The organism is Methylovulum psychrotolerans, from assembly GCF_002209385.1.
Lineage (GTDB): Bacteria > Pseudomonadota > Gammaproteobacteria > Methylococcales > Methylomonadaceae > Methylovulum > Methylovulum psychrotolerans.
Genome location: NZ_CP022129.1, coordinates 624,453 through 644,049, shown reverse-complemented (window position 1 = coordinate 644,049; position 19,597 = coordinate 624,453). Strand labels below are relative to the sequence as shown.

Annotated in this window: 16 protein-coding genes; 5 read left to right on the top strand and 11 right to left on the bottom strand. The window is 45.7% G+C overall.

What is annotated here, in order from left to right; translation table 11 throughout:
- Positions 1–52: 52 nt before the first annotated feature.
- The 3 genes from CEK71_RS02665 (at position 53) to fae (ending at position 2,663) form a co-directional block, all read left to right on the top strand.
- Positions 53–940: an ATP-grasp domain-containing protein gene (locus CEK71_RS02665; protein ID WP_088617937.1), complete on the top strand. Its 888-nt coding sequence runs from the start codon at positions 53–55 to the stop codon at positions 938–940.
- 253 nt (positions 941–1,193) lie between these two features.
- The gene (locus tag CEK71_RS02660; protein WP_088617936.1) at positions 1,194–2,039 is read left to right on the top strand and encodes a triphosphoribosyl-dephospho-CoA synthase; all 846 of its coding nucleotides are present in this window, start codon (positions 1,194–1,196) and stop codon (positions 2,037–2,039) included.
- A 105-nt stretch (positions 2,040–2,144) separates the two neighbouring features.
- Complete coding sequence (gene fae / locus CEK71_RS02655) at positions 2,145–2,663, top strand: formaldehyde-activating enzyme (protein WP_088617935.1); 519 nt, start codon at positions 2,145–2,147, stop codon at positions 2,661–2,663.
- A 95-nt stretch (positions 2,664–2,758) separates the two neighbouring features.
- On the opposite strand, the gene CEK71_RS02650 is transcribed toward fae, so the two are convergent.
- From CEK71_RS02650 to CEK71_RS02620, 7 genes are all read right to left on the bottom strand, one after another.
- Positions 2,759–3,460, bottom strand: coding sequence for a HisA/HisF-related TIM barrel protein (locus CEK71_RS02650; RefSeq protein WP_088617934.1), 702 nt, complete (start codon positions 3,458–3,460; stop codon positions 2,759–2,761).
- Positions 3,461–3,520: 60 nt separating this feature from the next.
- On the bottom strand, positions 3,521–5,467 hold the full coding sequence (locus tag CEK71_RS02645; protein WP_198328440.1) for a hypothetical protein: 1,947 nt from the start codon (positions 5,465–5,467) through the stop codon (positions 3,521–3,523).
- A gap of 5 nt (positions 5,468–5,472) precedes the next feature.
- The gene (locus tag CEK71_RS02640) at positions 5,473–7,092 is read right to left on the bottom strand and encodes an ATP-binding protein (protein WP_088617933.1); all 1,620 of its coding nucleotides are present in this window, start codon (positions 7,090–7,092) and stop codon (positions 5,473–5,475) included.
- Positions 7,085–8,758 carry an ATP-binding protein gene (locus CEK71_RS02635; protein ID WP_088617932.1) on the bottom strand — a complete coding sequence of 558 codons (1,674 nt, stop codon included), beginning with the start codon at positions 8,756–8,758 and terminating at the stop codon, positions 7,085–7,087. Before CEK71_RS02635 ends, CEK71_RS02640 begins: the two co-directional genes overlap by 8 nt.
- 8 nt (positions 8,759–8,766) lie before the next feature.
- Positions 8,767–9,933, bottom strand: a complete 1,167-nt coding sequence (locus tag CEK71_RS02630) for a hypothetical protein (protein WP_088617931.1) — start codon at positions 9,931–9,933, stop codon at positions 8,767–8,769.
- Between the two features lie 186 nt (positions 9,934–10,119).
- On the bottom strand, positions 10,120–10,539 hold the full coding sequence (locus tag CEK71_RS02625) for a putative toxin-antitoxin system toxin component, PIN family (RefSeq protein ID WP_088617930.1): 420 nt from the start codon (positions 10,537–10,539) through the stop codon (positions 10,120–10,122).
- Positions 10,536–10,763, bottom strand: a complete 228-nt coding sequence (locus tag CEK71_RS02620) for an AbrB family transcriptional regulator (protein ID WP_088617929.1) — start codon at positions 10,761–10,763, stop codon at positions 10,536–10,538. Before CEK71_RS02620 ends, CEK71_RS02625 begins: the two co-directional genes overlap by 4 nt.
- Before the next feature lie 400 nt (positions 10,764–11,163).
- On the opposite strand from CEK71_RS02620, the gene CEK71_RS02615 reads away from it, so the two are divergent.
- Entirely contained in the window at positions 11,164–11,793 is a 630-nt protein-coding gene (locus CEK71_RS02615) for a DUF3313 domain-containing protein (RefSeq protein WP_157678939.1), read from the top strand.
- Between the two features lie 246 nt (positions 11,794–12,039).
- Here CEK71_RS02615 and CEK71_RS02610 read toward each other — a convergent pair whose 3' ends face one another.
- The 3 genes from CEK71_RS02610 to mrcB all read right to left on the bottom strand — a co-directional run bounded on the left by CEK71_RS02610 (position 12,040) and on the right by mrcB (position 16,435).
- The gene (locus CEK71_RS02610) at positions 12,040–13,350 is read right to left on the bottom strand and encodes a replication-associated recombination protein A (protein ID WP_088617927.1); all 1,311 of its coding nucleotides are present in this window, start codon (positions 13,348–13,350) and stop codon (positions 12,040–12,042) included.
- A 5-nt stretch (positions 13,351–13,355) separates the two neighbouring features.
- Complete coding sequence (gene lolA, locus CEK71_RS02605) at positions 13,356–13,985, bottom strand: outer membrane lipoprotein chaperone LolA (protein WP_088617926.1); 630 nt, start codon at positions 13,983–13,985, stop codon at positions 13,356–13,358.
- A 98-nt stretch (positions 13,986–14,083) separates the two neighbouring features.
- Positions 14,084–16,435, bottom strand: coding sequence for a penicillin-binding protein 1B (gene mrcB / locus CEK71_RS02600; protein WP_088617925.1), 2,352 nt, complete (start codon positions 16,433–16,435; stop codon positions 14,084–14,086).
- A 458-nt stretch (positions 16,436–16,893) separates the two neighbouring features.
- Between mrcB and CEK71_RS02595 the strand changes: the two genes are divergently transcribed.
- The gene (locus CEK71_RS02595; RefSeq protein ID WP_088617924.1) at positions 16,894–18,693 is read left to right on the top strand and encodes a DEAD/DEAH box helicase; all 1,800 of its coding nucleotides are present in this window, start codon (positions 16,894–16,896) and stop codon (positions 18,691–18,693) included.
- A gap of 143 nt (positions 18,694–18,836) precedes the next feature.
- Here CEK71_RS02595 and dnaQ read toward each other — a convergent pair whose 3' ends face one another.
- Positions 18,837–19,568, bottom strand: coding sequence for a DNA polymerase III subunit epsilon (dnaQ, locus tag CEK71_RS02590; protein WP_088617923.1), 732 nt, complete (start codon positions 19,566–19,568; stop codon positions 18,837–18,839).
- Positions 19,569–19,597: the final 29 nt, after the last annotated feature.

The window sequence follows — 19,597 nt, the reverse complement described above, 5'->3', positions numbered from 1 at the left end:
CTTATGGCATCCGCTCTAGCGGCAGGATGTAACCCAACCTTTTACCGACATCGTGGGCAAAATAGCCATTTTTACCGATGACCCAGGCTGGCACGGCAAACAGCTTCAACAGGCGTTTGCTGAGCGTGGGTTTGACAGCGAGTTTGTTTCCCTAACCGAATGCCGTTTGCGCATCGCCCCAGACCAGTTGCCTGTACTGATCCCTCAGTTTGAAAACGCTTTGCCGGATGCGGTTTTTGTGCGTGGCGTACCCGGCGGCTCGCTGGAAGAGGTGGTGCTGTATTTGGACATACTCCATGCCTTAAAAGTCTTGGCTATCCCGGTTTACAATAACGGCCATGCCATAGAGCGCAGTGTCGATAAGGGCATGACCAGCTTTTTGTTGCACCATGCCGGTTTGCCGACTCCCTTAACGTGGGTGTTGCGGGATAGGGCAGCGGCGTTGGCCTTGGCTGAGCAGGAATTAAGCAACGGTCATTTGCTGATCAGCAAGCCTTTGTTCGGCTCGCAAGGCGAGGGTATCCGCCGTTTGGAAAAAATGACCGACTTGTTCTGGTTAACCGCCAGCCGGGGCGTGTATTATTTGCAGCGCTTTGTCGAATGTGCGGGCGAAGGCTTTTCTGACCATCGGGTGTTTGTGATTAATGGCCGCGCCGTTGCCGCCATGCAGCGGCGCGGTAAGTTCTGGCTGAATAATGTCGCGCGTGGGGCGAGTTGCGCCCCTGTCATCCTCAATGCCGATTTGGCGGAGTTGGCGGTAAAAGCCGCTGAGGCGTTGGCGATGGACTACGCCGGGGTGGATATTATTGAAGACCGGGCAGGGCAGTACACCATCATCGAAGTCAACAGCATCCCGGCTTGGAAGGGCCTGCAAAGCGTCTGCGAGGTGGATATCGCCGCCTTACTGGCCGATGATTTGCTGGGCAGGTGCTTGGCTTGACGGCTCTGCTGGATTGCCCAAGCGGCAAAACGGTTAACAAAACCAATTATACTGTGAACGGCCAAGTTTCCGGCTTTTACAATTCACTGTAGGGTACGCTGTGCGTACCTTTTGCACTGATTTTATGATGATTTTTTAAAGGTACGCATTTATGCCCCTGAGGGTACAGCGTACCCTACCAAAAAACCGAAAACTTGACCGTTTGAAGTATATTTCCCTTAATGGCACAACGTTTTAATCCTCTTCTTAAACCATGACTTTATCTCCCGCCCGTTTGGCAGCGTGTTACCGGCAAGCGTGTGAGCTTGAGTTGCAGGCGTTCAAGCCCGGCAATATCAGTGTCTACGCGGATGGGCATGATATGACTGTCGCCGATTTTCGCCTCAGTGCCGAGGTCAGTGCTGCGCCGTTATGCTGCCCTGATTACAGCTTAGGCGAGAAAATCTATTATGCCGTGAAGGCCACCCGCGCTGCCGTGGGCTGTAATACCAATTTAGGAATCATCCTCTTAGCCGCTCCCTTAGTGCAAGCGGTGCTGAACAACACAGGCCTGGGGCTGCGTGATGCCCTTAGGCAAGTGTTGGACAGCACCACGGTCAGCGATGCCGATTGGGTGTTCCGGGCCATAGCCCTTGCCGCCCCCGGCGGATTAGGTGAGGCCGAACAACAAGATGTGCATACTGGCGCGACCGTGACCCTAAAAGCCGCCATGCAGCTTGCCAGCGGCAAAGACCGCATAGCCCTGCAATACCTTACTGCTTATGAAGATATTTTTGATTTTGCCTTACCAACCTACTATAATGGTAAAAATGTATGGAAAAGCAAAAGCTGGTCAGCGGTAGTGGTTTATACAACGATGTTAAGCCAATTTCCTGACAGCCACATCGAAAGAAAATATGGTAACCAGTATTCCCAGATGATTAGGCAAACCATGGCGCGGCTCACCCAGGTGCTGGAAACCCCAGACCCTGAACAGGTGTTGCCTTTGCTTTACCAAACGGATGCGGCACTAAAAGCCCAACGAATAAATCCGGGCACCACAGCAGATATGACCGTAGCAACGTTGCTGGCGGTACTTTTACAGGAAGAGTGTGCATGACTCTATCCATCAAGAATTTGTTTTCAAAGACAAATAACAAGACACAGACGGTGTCAAAATTCGCTTAAACCTTTCAACCTTTTTCTTCACAGGGGAAAAACAAAAATGGCAAAAATTACTAAATTGTGCGTTGGTGAATCATTAGTTGGCGACGGCAACGAAATCGCTCACATCGACTTGATCATTGGCCCAAGAGGTTCAGCTGCTGAAACTGCTTTCGCAACTGCTTTGACTAACAACAAAGACGGTTTCTCTACTCTGTTGGCTGTTGTTGCTCCTAACCTGATGGTTAAACCTGCGACTATTTTGTTCAACAAAGTCACTATCAAAGGTTCTAAACAAGCCGTACAAATGTTTGGCCCAGCACAACGTGCTGTTGCTATGGCTGTTGCTGATTGTGTTGAAGACGGCACTATCCCAGCTGACGAAGCTGACGACCTGTTCATCTCTGTTGGTGTATTCATCCACTGGATGGCTGAAGACGACGCGAAAATTGAATCTTTCAACTACGCTGCAACTAAAGAAGCTCTGAAACGCGCTGTAGACGGTTCACCAACCGCTGCTGAAGTTGTTGCTGCTAAAAAAGACGCAAAACACCCATTCGCTGTTAACAACGAAGCGTAAGCTTTTTCGTTTAACGGATGTTAAAAATACCTCAGTCCGCTGGGGTATTTTTTTGCCTTAAGGAAAGGGGGCGTAGGTCTCCTGCCCGTTGCCGCTTATGTTCTGTCCGTATTTAAGCTCAGCAAAGCCTCCCGCCCAATCGCCCCCGAATGCAAGGCGCTCGCCACCAAGGCCTGCTTGATCCCTAACGCGCTTAAGGCCTGCAAATCGGCCAGATTGCGCACCCCGCCCGCCGCAATAAAGCGGTGCTTGGGATAAGTGTCACAAAACGCCTTAAGCCGCACCATGTCCGGCCCCTGGTCGCTGCCCACCTTCGCCAAGGTCATAATAATAATGTCCTCAGGCCAATACTGCGCCCCTGCAAACAGTTCCGCCGCCCCCAACGCCTGCCCCGTCGGCGAATAATCCAAAGACAACACAAAACGCCCGCCAAACGCCGCCAACTCGCTAAGGGAGCCGTCGGTATAAGACTCGCTGCCCAGCACGGGCAGATAATTGCCATAAGGCGGTAAGTCTTGGGCGTGTTGATAGCCCTTATCCACCCAAAATGTTAGCTGCGGGAAAGCCGCCAGCACCTGCGTCAGCAACGCATCATGATGGCCTTGATGGGTAATCGCGTCCAAATCGGCGATGTAAAAGGTATCGAAATCCGCCAAGCTTAAGAAGGCTTCTAGGACGGCGAAAATATCCGCCGAGGGGCAGAGGGGGGAGTGGATGGGCTGGTAATGCGCCCGGTCGCCTTGTTTAGCATGGACGACTTGTTGGTTTTTTAGGTCTAGGACGGGGATGGGGGTCATGGATCTGGCTTATAAACGGGGCAATTTCATACCACTATGCAGCTTTAATAGTTTTTGAAATTACGAATAATCATAAGTCAATGTCAAATTTAATAAGTTGTCTTGTTTTATCAGCTTGTCAGTTTGCTTTTTTAGCTGTTCATAATTCTGATCCTTTCTTGCAATAGAGTTGGCGATGTCTTTAGATATTGTATAGTGCATCAATACTCTTAGTATTTTTTTATTGTCAATTGATGGCTTAAGGCTGCTAAAGTCATTTTCTTCTATAATTGGCTTAATAATTTCTATTTCTTGTTCATTTAAATTCCTGAAATCATTTTTCCAAACTTCTGTATAACCTAGCTCTTCTTCAAATAGCTTTCTATAAACAATATAATTTTCTGGCATATATAAAATTTCATTGAATTCTTCTAAGTTTTTTCCGAAAGCCGTTTCAAAAAAATCTCCTTGTGTCGTATTTCTTGATGGCGCGACAATTCCTTTTGTCACATTAATAATTGATTGAATCGCTCTAATAAATTTTCGATTCCAATGTTTACCAATATGATCTCTGCCTCCAGGCTCTAAGGGGACATATTTCATTGGGAAAGAGTAAATATGCAAATTATATTCTGCACTTAGTTCTTGATTTATTTTTAGTCTTTTATAGAGTTCGTCTGGAGTATCGTGAAAGTTATAAAGAATATAATTAGACAGTTCTTTTATATCATATTTAGCTGCGAGTTTTATTGCTTTTATATACTGTTCTTTTAAGCCGAAATAATCAAATGCTATTCGTAATGGCCGAATAGGGATCTCGCTAATGAGTTTTACAATATCTTCCGTAATATAGCGACAATCTGTTCCTTGGTTAAAATCAACAAACCGTTGTTTTGGTTGTTTGTATCGATATTTTTCATAAATGTCTTTTATTTTTGGATAAACAGATATTAACTGTTCTTTTGTTGCGGTTTCTGGCTGCAAAAGATTGTGTTCAGCTAGGGCAGAATAATAAATCTCCCTATTTTTGCTTCTTGTTCTTTTAAATAAATCATGAATGAGCCTATAAGCACGCCTTGTATAAGCTTTGTTATTAATCCCTGCGATTAAATTTGTAATAGCAATATCTAATTGATTGGGCTCAATATAAATTGCTCCTTTATAAAATCCTAAGTCTTTTATTTCTTGTATAATTTCGGGCAAGTTTGGAGAGGCTAAAATATTATTGTCCATCAATAATAAATTTCTTTGATCGCCGTATAGCTCTTTTACCTTGCTAAATCTATTATTATTTTTCAATTTAGGGATATAAACGGGTTCTAATTTTGGTACAGAGCAAAATGGACATTTTCTTGTACAGCCTTTAGTCATCATGCCAAAGTAAGCACTATCTGTGGGGTATTTGTAATCTATCTCATCAAGAATGGAATAATCTAATGGCAAATCATCAATAACAATATCGTTATCATCCAGTATTCCTGGTTTATCCAATAAGCCCACCGTAGGCTTAATACCCGTTGTTGCTTCTATTTTATCCGGTAGCAAAGAAGCCATAATGCCGCCTACCCTAACATCCTTAGTTAGTAGCTTAACAAATAAAATAGCGTCAATAACGGCTTTCCAGTCAAATGTAAAAAGAGTTGTCACATAAACCCTATCAAATAACGGTTCATTTTTGTAGTTTTGTTTTAAAAAATATTCTCTAAAGTATATTAATGCGTTTTTAATTAAAGGTGCATTGTCTAGCGTTATAAGCTCAATGTCGTTTAATAATAGATTGTTTTTTCTTTTTATAAATTCTTTTATCAGCAGTCTTTTATTGAGCCATTGAATAGACGGATCAATGCAAAGTAATTGCTCAGTACATTTGTCACAAACTATATCCAAAACAAACTCTTTTAAGTCCCCTTTATAAAAAGTTACTTGATCTCCCAGCATTTTATGATATGTGGCAATTTTCATTAATCCTAGTGGGGGGTATTTATTTTTATATTTAGGCTCGATTAATAGGATATTTTTAGCTGCCATTTCTATTATTTTCCTTTATTAAACTCATCGATTATTTTTAAACGGATATTTTCCACCATCGCTTTATCAGGAATATTTTTTGATATTACGTCATAGACTCTTTTAATAAGTTTTCTTTCTTCTTTGTTTTGTCTTGGCAGCGTATTGTCGTCAATAAATATAATTTTTACTTTTTCTTTTTTTAAAACAGGTTCATCATTTTCTGATTTTTTTGATAATTGAGCATCTACAGGCAATGAAGTGCTGGTTTTTTTTAATGCAACATTTTCTTTTGTAAGCTCATTAAATATTCTTTCATTTACTTCATTTTCTCTTGAATTTTCAGAATATTTCTGTAGGCTAATTTCTGCTTTTGTTGCTTTATCTAGCTGCTCCTGTCTTTCTTTTTCTAGTGTTGCTTTTTCTTCATGGCTAACATAACCTTTTTGTTCTTTTTCTTTAATCGTTCTATTAATTTCAGCTAATCTGGATATGTCTCTTTGAGCACTTCTTATTTTTGATGATAAATGATAGCCACCGTAAAGTTTTTTGAAATACTCTTTTAAGTGATTTTCAAATTCCATTAAATAATCATTTTCTAAGAAATAATCTCTTCTCGCATTTGGAATTAATTCTGAATGAATGGCATGGACTTCTCCAAAATAATAAAAATTCCCTCTAGGTTCCCTATGTAACTTTACAAGACAATACTCATCCCCAATTTGAATATTGCTCTTTCGTAATCTAATTCCTCTTGCGAGATTGGCTTTCTCTGGAATTTGTTTTGAAAAGCTCCATGTTCCATACCACCCCCAAAGTAGCAGGCTTCCGTCCTGATCAGACTTTTTTTCAAAAAAGACTATATCTTTTATTTCATCTATCGTTTTTTTCTCATTGCCAGATAGCTCATAAATTTTTGTTGTATATGCTTTAGATAGTTCATCCGAATTTACATATATTTTATATTCATCAAGGACAATATTATTGGTACGAACATAGTCTCTTATTTTTGAAAGTAGAGTAAATCTTGGATGGATATTGGTCGGGGCAACCATAGCCAGATAATCTCTAATATCTATTACATTCAGTAATGAGGGATTGGATACATTATTGAGTGTTACTTTAAAATAATGGCTTTCTTGCTGTTCGGATTCTTGATGTATTTCCGTTATGTTATCAATTACTTCTGATGCGGTTTCTTTGTTTTTTCTGTCATTTATAATGAGCTTGAGTTTTCTTGCATCCCATTCAACAATGGTTTTAACGCATTCACCTTTGTAAGACGTTTCAAATATCAGTTTTTCGCAATAAGCTAAACCGCCTAAGCGGCCAATTCCTCTGAAGCCTTTGTCAATTCCTCTTTTTTTAGTGGATTGAGCGATATTTTTTAAAATTTCCGCAGTCTCTTGAAAGCTAATACCTGTTGCATTGTCTTCAATCACAATACGCCTCTTATCTTTATTTATTTCAATCCAGATATTACCATCAGTAATCGATTCTAAAGAGCCTATCTTTACTGCTTTATCAATTTGATCTGCTGAGTTTTGTATGTATTCGCGATAAATAATCCTTGCGTCTTCATACATTCCTAGAGTCAGGGATTCAATAATATCTTTGCCAATAACGGTTTTGTTTAACTCATCCATTTTTAAATTGTTTGTAAACGGGTTTTGGGAATTTTATGTTGAGTAAGGATCTGAAAATTGGATTTTGGATAATATATTCACCTTGTTCCAAGCGAGTCATCATGCCTTTATAAACACCAGGTATAAATCGGTAATCACTTTTGGATATTTCTATTGCATTAGTTCGTCCATAAGCATGAGTAGCGCAATTGCCTTTTACCCGATCATGAATGGCACTTTTAAATTGTTCGGCAGAAAATAAAATAATGCCTAACGAACGTCCTCTTTCTGTAATATCTAAGACTTGTTTTAATATAGGTGAGTTTTTAGGAACATCGCTTGAAGCGTATTTATTCAACTCATCAACAAAAATGATAATTTTAGAAGGTATTTCTTCATCAGCTCTATCACTGAGTTGCCCCAGTTTTAATTCGTAAATTGCTCTGATAACATCACCAAAAACAAATGCCTGCATGTCTTCACTTAATTTAGCAATATCTACTACGAGAATATCATTTTTTTGAATATTTTCGATTGCTTCCTCAAGTCGGGTCTCATTAGAATCTTTTGTTATGCGGGGAGCAAAGAAGTCATTATTTAAAGCTTTATTTACAACCCGTTTAAATTTTCGCCAGCTATTAGCGGTAATTTCGCTGTTTTTCCCCGATTGTTTTTGACAATATTCATTGATTTTATCCTTAAAATCACTCCAACATCTTAACCCATTAAATTCACCTTGTTCGGTAATAATATAGTTTACAATAGAGTCCATTGTTCCCGTAGAATCTTCTATATTTGAAAAAAGTAATTCCAAGCTTTCTTTGTCTTGCTCATAAATATATTTGTATTTTAGAGCCTTGTTTTCATCGATTTGGTAAAGAACATCTTTTGGGTGAGCATAGGTATTAGCATGTTCACTTTGATGATTTTTTGTATACGGATAAAAATATTTCACATTTTCAAAAGGCTCGGCGGTTACGCCTAGCATTTTATATATATCTTTATCTGCTCCATTTAAGTCTTGGTTAGGTTCATCTATGGCTAATAAATCCCTCCCTTTTACGTTAAAAAGAACAAAAGCGATGCTTTCATTTTTGTCAATATCTTTGTTAGTTAAGTAGTTTTGTTGAATTGCTTTTAATAAAAACATAGCATAGGATGTTTTTGCCGCCAGTCCTGATATACCAGAAATATTAAGATGCGCTCCTTCTGGGCCTATTAGGAAATGCGAATTAAAATGCACAGGTAACGTTACCTTATCTTCGCTTTCGTACATCTCTAAGTAACCACATGGCAAAGGATTTTTTATGTTATCAAGTCCTAGTGCTGTTTGTATTTCTTTGATGCTTGCTAGACTTACATTGCGACCATCTAAAACGGGGTTGTAAATATTATTTGTATTACCAACAACCCTTGCCTTAACAAAATTCATACCAATACGGTGCATATTAGGGGCATGTGTAACATCACCAAAATCGTTAGAAACATAACTGGTTAAATAACTTGCAGCATCCGTAATATGAGATATTTCTTCGATTACGCCAAAAGTAAATGAGTTTCTAAGATGATCAACCTTTACAACATCGAACGGATGTAACACCCTCTCTTTATCTGTCCAAAAAAAGAATTCTTCTATTGTTGTTGGTGATTTTTCGGTAGCGGCAATTTTGCCAATTATTTTGTTCATAATTCTATTCAAAACAAATTTAAAAAATAAACATCACTTAAATACTGACTTTTTATAAAACTTTCAGTTAAAAATATAGGATATAAGTGATTTGCCCAGCGATTATCTGAACCGTAACAGGTGGGGTTGCGCTCGTTAATAATATGACAACTAATACGGTCTATTTCATCAGAATCTAAGCCTTCTTCGTTTTCTTGCTCGGAAACTAAAATTTTTTCAATTTTTAGCACTCCGTCAAATGGGCTGGCTGTTTGATGTTGTTCTCTAATTCTCAGATACCAAACACTGAATGTAACGCCAGGTATTCTCTCAACGGTATATTTATAAGCGGGCGTTCTATGGAACAGGGGCAATTCTGCAATTTTTTGGGCAATGCTTTTTTTATTTCCATCTTTGCAAAGCTCTGGATTAAAAGACTTAGACGCTCCAATCACGCATTTATAATTAGTTTTAAATTTAGATAGCTCCTTAGAATCTACGGCTCCCGTTTTCATATACTCCAAAGAACCGTCTTTGATTAAATAAGAAAATGGGTTAAGTTTTTTATCTTGTACCAGCTTATGAACTAAGCGTTTTTCGGCCTCGATCATTTCATCTTGAATTTTAGCTATACCTCGGTTTTCATATTTTTCACCTTCTTTTAATATGCTTGCTTGATAAACAAGGAGCCGACTAAATTGAATGCCAAATTTTTTTAAAAAAGATAGCTCATTTAGTTCTTTAATACGTTGATTAAAGAAAAGCTCATGATTATCATCTAAATAGTTCGCACGAGTGGGCATGGCTAAAACTAATTGATGCTCAAATAATAAGCGCTTGAAGCTATCCTTATTGCTCCGTTCACAGCAAGCAACGCCTATTTGTCCGCTGATAATGGGGTAAACTACATTGCTGTAAGCTATATCATCAATTTTATAAGTACGACGGGAGCCATCTAAAAAATATTTAAAAAGCGGTTCTTCTTGTTGGGCAATTCTGAATGCTTGTTCTTTGAGTGACTTGGAGGTTTTTAAGCCTTTATCTGTTTCACCGTTTTTATCGGAACTAAAAACTATCCCTTGTTTGTCGTCGTAAATAAGCGTTGGGACATCAATGGATTCAAAACAGTATTTGAAGGATTTATAGGAGCGGTCTGCTTTGGTCGCCTTTTCTATAAAAGTTAATATTTTGCTCATAAAATTGGTTTGAAACGCCTTATTTCATTTCTTAGAAGAAAAACTGAATAATTTTAGCGATATATTGTCAAATAGCTAGGTAATTTCTCACATTTTTAAAAATATAAATTAAGAAAATATTTTTGTGATCGTTCATGGCTAATGGGTATTGGTAATGCTCTATTTTCGGCGTGTTATAACCGCCATTTATTTTTCCAGCCAAGCCTTAAATTCAGCCAGTGTCATAATGGGCGGCGTATGAAAGTCAGCCTGTATCTCCAGAATATCCGCGTCGCCTGTGACTAAGGCTTCGGCTTGTCCGATTACCGCCAGCACTAGGAACTTTTGGTCGGCTTGATCCCTAATAGTGGGTAAGCCTTCGGGGAGGGTGGTGATGGCGATTGTTTCGGTATAGGGTAAAAACTCATCTAACAATAGTTGTTGTTCGGGCTTGGTGAGTTTGAATTTAGGGTAAGCCAATACCCTAACTAATTCGCCAGCGGTGTCTTTGCTGGTTAAAGCCGTGATGTCGTTTTGCCAGCTATGGCGTAACCAAGCCAGTTTTTGTTTGGAAAACAATAATGCCGAAATGATGCAATTAGTGTCCAGAACAATGCGGTGGCTCATATCGGCTCTTGTCTTGCCCATTGGATGGCATCGTTTACATCTTGTTCATTGATGCCTAGGGCTTCTATTTTGTTGCGGACGGTATCCGCCTGTTGGGGTTTGACGGGGGTTAGGATAATGCGTCCGGCGTTTACTTCAATATCATAATATTCGGGGTTGCCAACTGACATGATAAGGGCTTCCGGCAAAGTGAGTTGGTTGTTACGGGTCAGTTTTGCTAGCATGATAGCCTCCAAAGTAATGGGTTAAGCATTTAAGCCGTAAGGCGATTTGGCTTTTTTATGTTAAAGGGCAACTTTGCCCCTGTTGTTGAATCCTAGCCAGAATGGCGATGTTTTGGGATAATCGTTGCGTTTGTGTCCGGTGTTCTAGGCCGCTCAATGGGTTATTAAAACAACAGCATGAAATCAATGCGTAAGTAAGGCCTTACTGATTTTAGCTGCCCCAAAGGCCTGCTGGTAAATGCCAAATTTATTTCTTAGCTGTGAAGATACCGATAGGACTTTAGAGTTACCTAGGCCATTTGTCAATCATCGCTTATTCTACGCCTTTAGCCCGCACGAATGCGACACAGCTTCCGGTACTCTCGCGTTAGCCCTCTTACCCACTCAGGAACACCTACTCATGAGACTTGTTTTTTCTGTATCCGCGTTACCGCTACAACGTCCCTTAACCCTATTAGCGGTAGCGTTGCTTTCTGCCTGTGCTGCCCAAGAAACCACCCATACGGGTTTTTTAAGCCATTATGAGCAGTTGCAGCCGACTAAGGATAATGGCCGTGATTTGGTTTATAAGACCCAACCGTTATCGAAATATGTCGCGTTTATGGTGGACGCGCCGGTGTATATGCCGGGGCCTAAGTCGGATAAGGATGTCAGTGAGGAGGATGTGACGGAGATTAAGACCGAATTCCGGGAGGCGGCGATTGATGCGTTTTCCGAACGCTTCCATTATACGACTGAGCCTGGCCCTTATGTGCTACGGGTTAAGCTGGCGATTACGGGGATTGACAGGCCGCCGTATTGGTTTAAGGTGGGAAAGTTTTATATGGTGCCGCCGTTTGCTAACGGTGGGGCGAGTAGTGAGGCGGAAGTGGTGGATGCGGTGACGGGGCAGCGGTTGGCGGCTTTGGCGACGTATCGGAATGCCGATCCGTTACATGGTGGGGTGTTGGGGTATTTTACCCGTTATGGCCATGCCAAAAGCGTGCTGGCGGGGCAGGCGGAACGGTTGTTGGCGTTGTTGCCTAAGTGAGGTTGACGGCTTAAATCTACTGCTTAGGAACGTGCATAAAATAACCTCGGCATAAGCATTTTTGGAGCGCGGGCATCTTGCCCGCCCTTGCGGGCAAGATGCCCGCGCTCCAAGCCGCGTACCTTTTAACGTTTGCCTACATTATTTCCTACCCATTCCTAAGCCACAAAGGCCTCTCATGGTTCGACAAGACTTACCGTGAGAGCTCCTGTAGCTTGATCTTTTGCCCTTTGTTATCTCAACTTATCAAAGCTTGCCTGCCTGCTTGTCCAGTTCCCTTAAGTGCTTGAGCTTTTCGCTGATTTTTATTTCCAGGCCCCGGTTGACGGGTTCGTAGTAGCGGGTGTCGGGCAGTCCGTCGGGGAAGTAGTGTTCGCCGGCGGCGTAGGCTTCGGGTTCGTTGTGGGCGTAGCGGTAGGCTTTGCCGTAGTCCAAGGCTTTCATCAATTTGGTGGGGGCGTTTCTTAAGTGGACGGGAACGGGCAAGCTGCCGTGTTGTCGGGCATCTTGCATGGCGAGTTGGTAAGCTTTGTAGACGGCGTTGCTTTTCGGGGCGCAGGCTAAGTAGACCACGGCTTGGGCTAGGGTCAGTTCGCCTTCGGGGCTGCCTAGGCGTTCTTGGGCTTCCCAGGCGTTGATGGCGATTTGTAAGGCGCGGGGGTCGGCGTTGCCGATGTCTTCGGAGGCCATGCGGACGATGCGCCGGGATAGGTAAGTAAGGTCGCAGCCGCCGTCAATCATGCGGCACAGCCAATATAAGGCACCATCCGGCGAGCTGCCGCGCACGGCTTTGTGCAGGGCGGATATTTGGTTGTAAAACTCGTCGCCCTGCTGGTCGAAGCGGCGGACTCCGCCGGATAGGACTTCTTGGGCGATGTCAGGGCCTATATCGTGGCGTTGCTCTGCGCCTGCCAGTTCGGCGGCAATTTCTAAGACGTTGAGCAGGCGGCGGGCATCGCCGTCGGCGGCTTGGGCAAATTGTTGCCGGACGGCGGTATCCATGGTGATATTGAGTGTGCCCAAGCCGCGTTCGGGGTCGCTGAGGGCTTGGGCTAAAACCTGTAGCAAGTCGTCGCTGCTGAGGGCGTTGAGGACGTAAACCCGGGCGCGGGACAGCAAGGCGTTGTTGAGGGCGAAGGAAGGGTTTTCGGTGGTCGCGCCGACAAAGTAGATGGTGCCGTCTTCGACATGCGGTAAGAAGGCATCTTGTTGGGCTTTGTTAAAGCGGTGCACTTCGTCGACAAACAGCACGGTGCGTTTGTTTTGGCTGTGTTGGAGTTTTTTAGCCTCGTCAACGGCGGCGCGGATGTCTTTTACGCCCGATAGCACGGCTGACAGCGGCATTAACACGGCATCGGAGTGCTGGGCGATCAGGCGGGCGAGGGTGGTTTTGCCGGTGCCGGGTGGCCCCCAGAAAATCATCGAGTGCAAACGCCCGGACAAAATCGCTTCATACAGCGGTTTGCCGGGTTTGAGCAAATGCGCTTGGCCGATGTATTCGCCCAAGACGCGTGGGCGCATACGGTCGGCTAGGGGTTGCAGGGCAGGTTCGAACATGGGGTTTATTCGGAAAACACGTCAACGCCTTTAGGGGCTTCAAATTTGAATAGGGTCGGGTTGATAGTCGGGTTGTGCTTGATATTGCTGAAGTAGATGCGGGTCAGTTGCCCGAAGTTATCGCTCAATTCCATGCCGCTCAAGTCGCCTTTTTCTAAGCCGATGGTCAGGTATTTGAAGCTGCTGTCCTGACTTTTCGGCAATAGCTTGATCCATTGCAGGTCGCCGTCCACACCTTGCTGTTCCATGGTGTAGTTGTCTTCCAGGACGATGTCGCCGCTCAGTAACAAGGCAGGGGTGGAGCCTACCGAGTCGCCCAGTTTTTTTACCGTGACTTGTTCGAGGTCGGTGTCGTAAAACCAGACTTTGCCGTCTGTGGAGATGATTTGTTGTTGGAAGGGTTTTTGGTAATCCCAGCGGAATTTGCCGGGGCGTTGCAGATAGAACACGCCGTAAGTGGTTTGCGCGGGGTTGCCCGCTTCGTTGATCAGCACTTGTTTAAAGTCGGCGGTAAGCGAGCGGGTTTTGGCCAAAAAGGTTTTCAGTTGTTCTACGGGCTTGGCTTCGGCAAACGCGGCGGCGGGCAGGGCTAAGCTCAGGGCGATAATAGCGGTGCGGAAAAAGGCGGTCGTCATTAGGTGGTTCTCGTTAAAAAAAGTGGCACGGGCGTTAGGTTAGCCGCCCGTTTTTTGGCTGGCGGGTCACGCCAGCCTGTTTCGGATGTCAAGGCTATTTAATCGGGTATAAAGCGTTCAAATTGTTCGGTCCAGGGCTGTTCCTCTTCTTCTTCGGGTGCGGCTTCTGGGGCGGCCCGTTCACAGGTGCGCCGGGCCGGTTCGGAGCCGGCGATAAAGGGGTATTCGCGCCCCCGCCCGCAGGCATCGGCGGCGACCATGCGGATATTTTCCGGTTTGTTCAGCACCACGGGTTCGGTGGAGATTTGCCGCATTAAAGCTAGCCAGACGGGTAATGCTCCGGTCGCCCCAGTCAGGCCTATCGGTTTGTTGTCATCGCGGCCGACCCAGACCACTGACAGAAAGTCGCCGGTATAGCCCGCGAACCAACTGTCTTTGGCATCGTTAGTCGTGCCGGTTTTGCCCGCCAGGCCGTAATCCTTTGGGAAGACTTTATAAGCGGGCGAGCCCGTACCTTCACGCATGACTTCTTGCAGTATGGTGTTGACGATATAGGTCGCGTCGGGGTCGACGGTTTCCTTCACGTTAAACGGATAGCTTTGCAGGTGCTTGCCGTCGGTGGAAATGACCGCGCGGATGGTGGAGATGGGGGTCAAAAAACCGCCGCCCGCGATGGTTTGGTACATTTGCGTGACATCTAGCGGAGTCAGCCCGGAAGAGCCTAGGAGCATGGACGGGTAGAGGTCGATTTCTTTATTGATCCCCAGTTGTTTTAAGGTTTTGGCGGTTTTGGCTATGCCGATATCCATGCCGATGCGGACGGTGGCGAGATTATACGACTTTGCCAGGGCTTTATGGAGCGGGACGCTGCCATGTTCGCGGTGGTCGTAGTTCTTCGGTATCCAGTCGCTGCCGCTTTGGCTGCGGACGACGATGGTGCTGTCGCTGATGGCGGTGGTGATGGTGTATTTTTTCGGGTTTTCCAGTGCGGTCAGGTAAATGGCGGGCTTGATTAATGAGCCGATGGGGCGCACGGCATCAAGGGCGCGGTTAAAACCGCCTTCGGCGTTTTCGCGGCCACTGACTAAGGCGACAATTTCGCCGCTGTCTTTGCGGGTGACGACGATGGCTGTTTGCAGGTCATTGGCTTTGGGTTGCTTTTCCAGTTCGCGCAATTTAACGGCGGCGGTCTTCTCGGCGGTTTCTTGGATTTGCGTATCTAAGGTGGTGAAGATTTGCAGGCCTTCGGAGGTAAGATCCTCCTCGTGATAGGCGGCCCTTAATTGCCGTTTGACCAGATCCAAAAAACCCGGATAGCGGTTGTTAGTGTGGTGTTTGCGCGGGATAACGCTTAAAGGCTTGGCTTTGGCATCCATCGCTTGGCGTTCGGTGATGAACTGTTGCTCGGCCATTTCGTCAAGGATGAGGTTGCGCCGTTGCAGGGCATGTTCGGGATAGCGGCGCGGGTCGTATTCGGAGGGGCCGCGCACTAGGGCGACCAGCAAGGCCACTTGATCCAGAGGCAGGTCTTTTAGGCTGTTGCCGAAGTAAAATTCGCTGGCTAAGCCAAAGCCGTTGACGCTGTTCGGGCCGTCTTGGCCTAGGTAAATTTCGTTTAAATAGGCTTCCAGAATGGCTTTTTTAGGGTAGCGGTATTCTAGGATAAAGGAGATGAAGATTTCCCTGACTTTGCGTTGCAAGCTGCGTTCGGAGGTTAAGAAAAAATTTTTCGCCAATTGTTGGGTGATGGTGCTGCCGCCCTGCACCATGTAGCCGGTGCGCAGGTTGACCCACATGGCTCTGGCGACACCGCGCGGCGATACGCCGAAATGGTTGTAAAAGTCACGGTCTTCCGAGGCCAGCAAGCCTTTAATGAGCGCGTCCGGGGCTTCTTCGAGCTTAATCAGGATACGGTCTTCTTTGATGGTGGGGTAGAAGTTACCGATTTGCACCGGATCCATGCGCAAGATGGGGATGTCTTTCAGCTCTTCGTTATCGCTGGCGGTCGCCAACGGCAAAATGGATTCTATGCCGGTTTCGTTAAAACTGACAACGATGCTTTGGCTGTTTTGGGTATCGTCCCAGAAGGTGAATTGCCGCGTTTTGATACGGACTTGCTGCTTGTCCCGGCTGTAAGAGCCTTCTAACGATAGGCGCGGGTCTTTGCGGTAGTGCAAATTTTGCAGCAATTCTTCCAGTTTTTCCGCCGTTAAGCTGTAACCTGGGTAAAGCTCGACCGGATCGGCGTAGACCCGCGCCGGCACCGCCCAGCGTTTGCCGTCAAATTGTTGGCGCACGTCGTAGTCGAGATAGGTCAGGTAGCTCATGAGGGCGAAGCCGCTGGCGGCGCAACTGACCAATAAAAGATGTCTAAACCAATGCGGGCGGTTTTTTTTGGGTTTCTTTTTGTTTGCGTAGCGGACGCGGTTTTTAGTGGGTTTTTCTGCCATGACACCTGGTGCTGAAAGGGGTTTTATTATCTATGCCGTTCATTATACACGGATAATGGGGTAACTAGAGGGCTGATGATGGCAGGGGTAGCTTAACGTTGGCTGAAGCGGTGTTGCCTGTCAGGTTTATTGGCGCACGTTGCTTCGTTGTCATGCTTTACCTAAGCCCTTGTTTATAGAGCCGTCGCCCAACCTTTTTCATTAGGGCTGGGAGGCGGGTTTTTATGTAGCGTTTTGTTTTTTATCTGTTTAACGGTTTTTTTTATCGTCTGTGTTCTGAATGGGGTGTTTTAAGGTAAAAAAGGCGGGTGGCCAGTAAAACGGCTAAGATTAGCATTTGTATCCGGTCAAATCACTATCAATTTACTGCAATTTTTGCCGCAATCAGATATAATCTCATATTAAACAAACATTTCCCCCGCGCATTCGCGCTTTCTCTATTCCAACAAGGTAAATCCATGCTCAATGATGTTTCTACATTACCCTCTTTCCGTGATTTGGCGCTGACAGAATCGGTGCTCAAGGCACTGGAAGATGTCGGTTATGAAACACCTTCGCCGATTCAGGCACAAGTTATCCCACACATGCTCGCAGGAAAGGATGTATTGGGACAAGCACAAACAGGCACCGGGAAAACCGCTGCGTTTGCGTTGCCAATTTTATCGCGCATCGATCTTAAGCAAAAAGATCCGCAAGTGCTGGTGTTAGCTCCGACCCGTGAACTGGCTATCCAAGTAGCCGAAGCTTTTCAACGTTACGCCGCCCATTTAAAGGGATTTCATGTCCTGCCGATTTATGGCGGGCAAGATTACAGTACCCAGTTGCGGCAATTAAAACGCGGTGCGCATGTCGTGGTCGGTACGCCGGGCCGTGTGATGGACCACATGCGCAAAGGCACATTGAATTTGGATGGCCTGACTACGTTGGTGTTGGATGAGGCCGATGAGATGTTGCGCATGGGCTTTATTGATGATGTCGAATGGATTTTGGAACAAACCCCGGATGAGCGGCAAATCGCGCTGTTTTCCGCCACCATGCCGACGGTCATCCGCAAAATCGCCCAAGAATATCTGTATGAGCCCGAACAGGTCACGATTAAGGTGACGACGGCTTCGGCGGAAAATATCCGCCAACGCTATTGGGTGGTCAGCGGCATCCATAAATTAGATGCCTTGACCCGTATCTTGGAAGTCGAGACTTTCGACGGCATGATTATTTTCGTCAGGACTAAGACGGCGACCGTCGAGCTGGCGGAAAAATTGGAGGCGCGGGGCTATTCGGCGGCGGCGATTAACGGTGATATGTCGCAAGCGTTGCGTGAGCGGGCGATCAATAACCTGAAAAACGGCAAGCTGGACATTCTGATTGCCACCGATGTCGCAGCACGGGGTTTGGACGTTGACCGTATCACCCATGTCGTCAATTATGACATCCCTTACGATACCGAATCTTACGTCCACCGTATTGGCCGTACTGGCCGTGCGGGCCGTACTGGGGATGCGATTTTGTTTATCGCCCCGCGCGAGCGCAAATTGTTGCTGAACATTGAAAAGGCGACTAAGCAAAAAGTTGAGGAAATGGGCTTGCCGTCTACGGAAGTCATTAACAATAAGCGTATTTCCCGCTTTAAGCAAAATATCACCGATACCTTGGCGGCGGAAGAGTTGAGCTTTTTCAGCCAATTGGTTGAGCAGTACCAGCAGGAACATAATGTCTCGGCGCTGGAGATTGCCGCCGCTTTGGCTAAGTTGGTACAGGGCGATACGCCGTTGTTAGTGCAAAACTTGCCGAAAAAAGCGCGTGAGCGCGATGATGCGCCAATGCGTAGCGACCGTGAAGACCGTCCTAGAAGAGACCGTGACCGGGGTGATAGGGGCGACCGTGAGCGCGCACCGCGCCGTGATTTTGGCGGCTCTGATATCGAAATGGAAGTGTTCCGCATCGAAGTCGGCCATGCCCATGGTGTCAAGCCAGGCAATATCGTCGGGGCGATTGCCAACGAGGCGGGTATTGACGGTAAGCACATCGCACGGATTAAAATCGAAGAAGATTACAGTACGGTCGAGTTGCCTGCGGGTATGCCGAAAGAGCTGATCCAGGACTTGCGTAAAGTCCGTGTGGCCGGTCAGCCTTTGAACATTTCCAAAATGGAAGCGGGTGCTGGCAGGTATGCTGATGATGGGGCAAAAAAAACCGATAAAACCAAAAAACGTGTCGGCTCACCTTCCAGACGTGCTAAGCCAAAGGCGGAAGAATAAGCCGATAATAAGGCCGGCGGGTTTAAGCCGGACAGAATGATCTGGTGGTGCGGTAGCCCTTCCTTAACAAGAAGGGCTGTCCGTGAGAGTCGTTTGGCGCATCAGGAGTAAGGGTAGGGGGCTAAAATTAGGTTTTTAGCCCCCTATTGTTTTTGTGGCCAAAGACAAAGGCCGCTGGCCTTGGTAATGGCTTCTAGCCGTTGCTGATGTTCGGCCTGTTCTATATCACTGCACGCAATAACAGCCAAGGGCGGACGGTCGCTGGCGACGCGCCGCTCGTTTTGCGGCAGGTGTGCGGAACTGCTGGCGGCGGGTTCGTCCAATAATGAGGCTTGTCCGCCGGTCATCAGCAAGAACACGTCGGCGAGAATTTCCGAGTCCAATAACGCCCCGTGCAATTCGCGGTGGCTATTGTCTATGCTATAACGCTTACACAGGGCATCTAAGCTGTTGCGTTGGCCTGGATGTTTTTTTCTGGCAAAGGCTAAGGTGTCAAACACTTTGCAATAAGCATCCAGTTTGCTTTTGCCCGCTCCTTTTAGCAAGGCCAGTTCGTGGTTCAAAAAGCCTACGTCAAACGGTGCGTTATGGATAATCAGCTCCGCACCCTCAATAAAAGCGATAAATGCCTCAACAATGTCGGGAAACCGTGGCTTATCCTGTAAGAATTCGTTAGTGATGCCGTGGACAGCGATGGCGCCGTCATCAATTTTGCGGTCAGGATTCAGATAATAGTGGAAGTGCCTACCGGTCAGCCGACGGTTGACCAACTCGACACAGCCTATTTCAATCACCCGATGGCCTTCTTGCGGATTAAGCCCGGTGGTTTCGGTATCCAGTACGACTAAGCGGGAAGCAAACTTATGGGTGGCCATGGCTTTTCCTCAGTGTGTGAAAGGGGTAG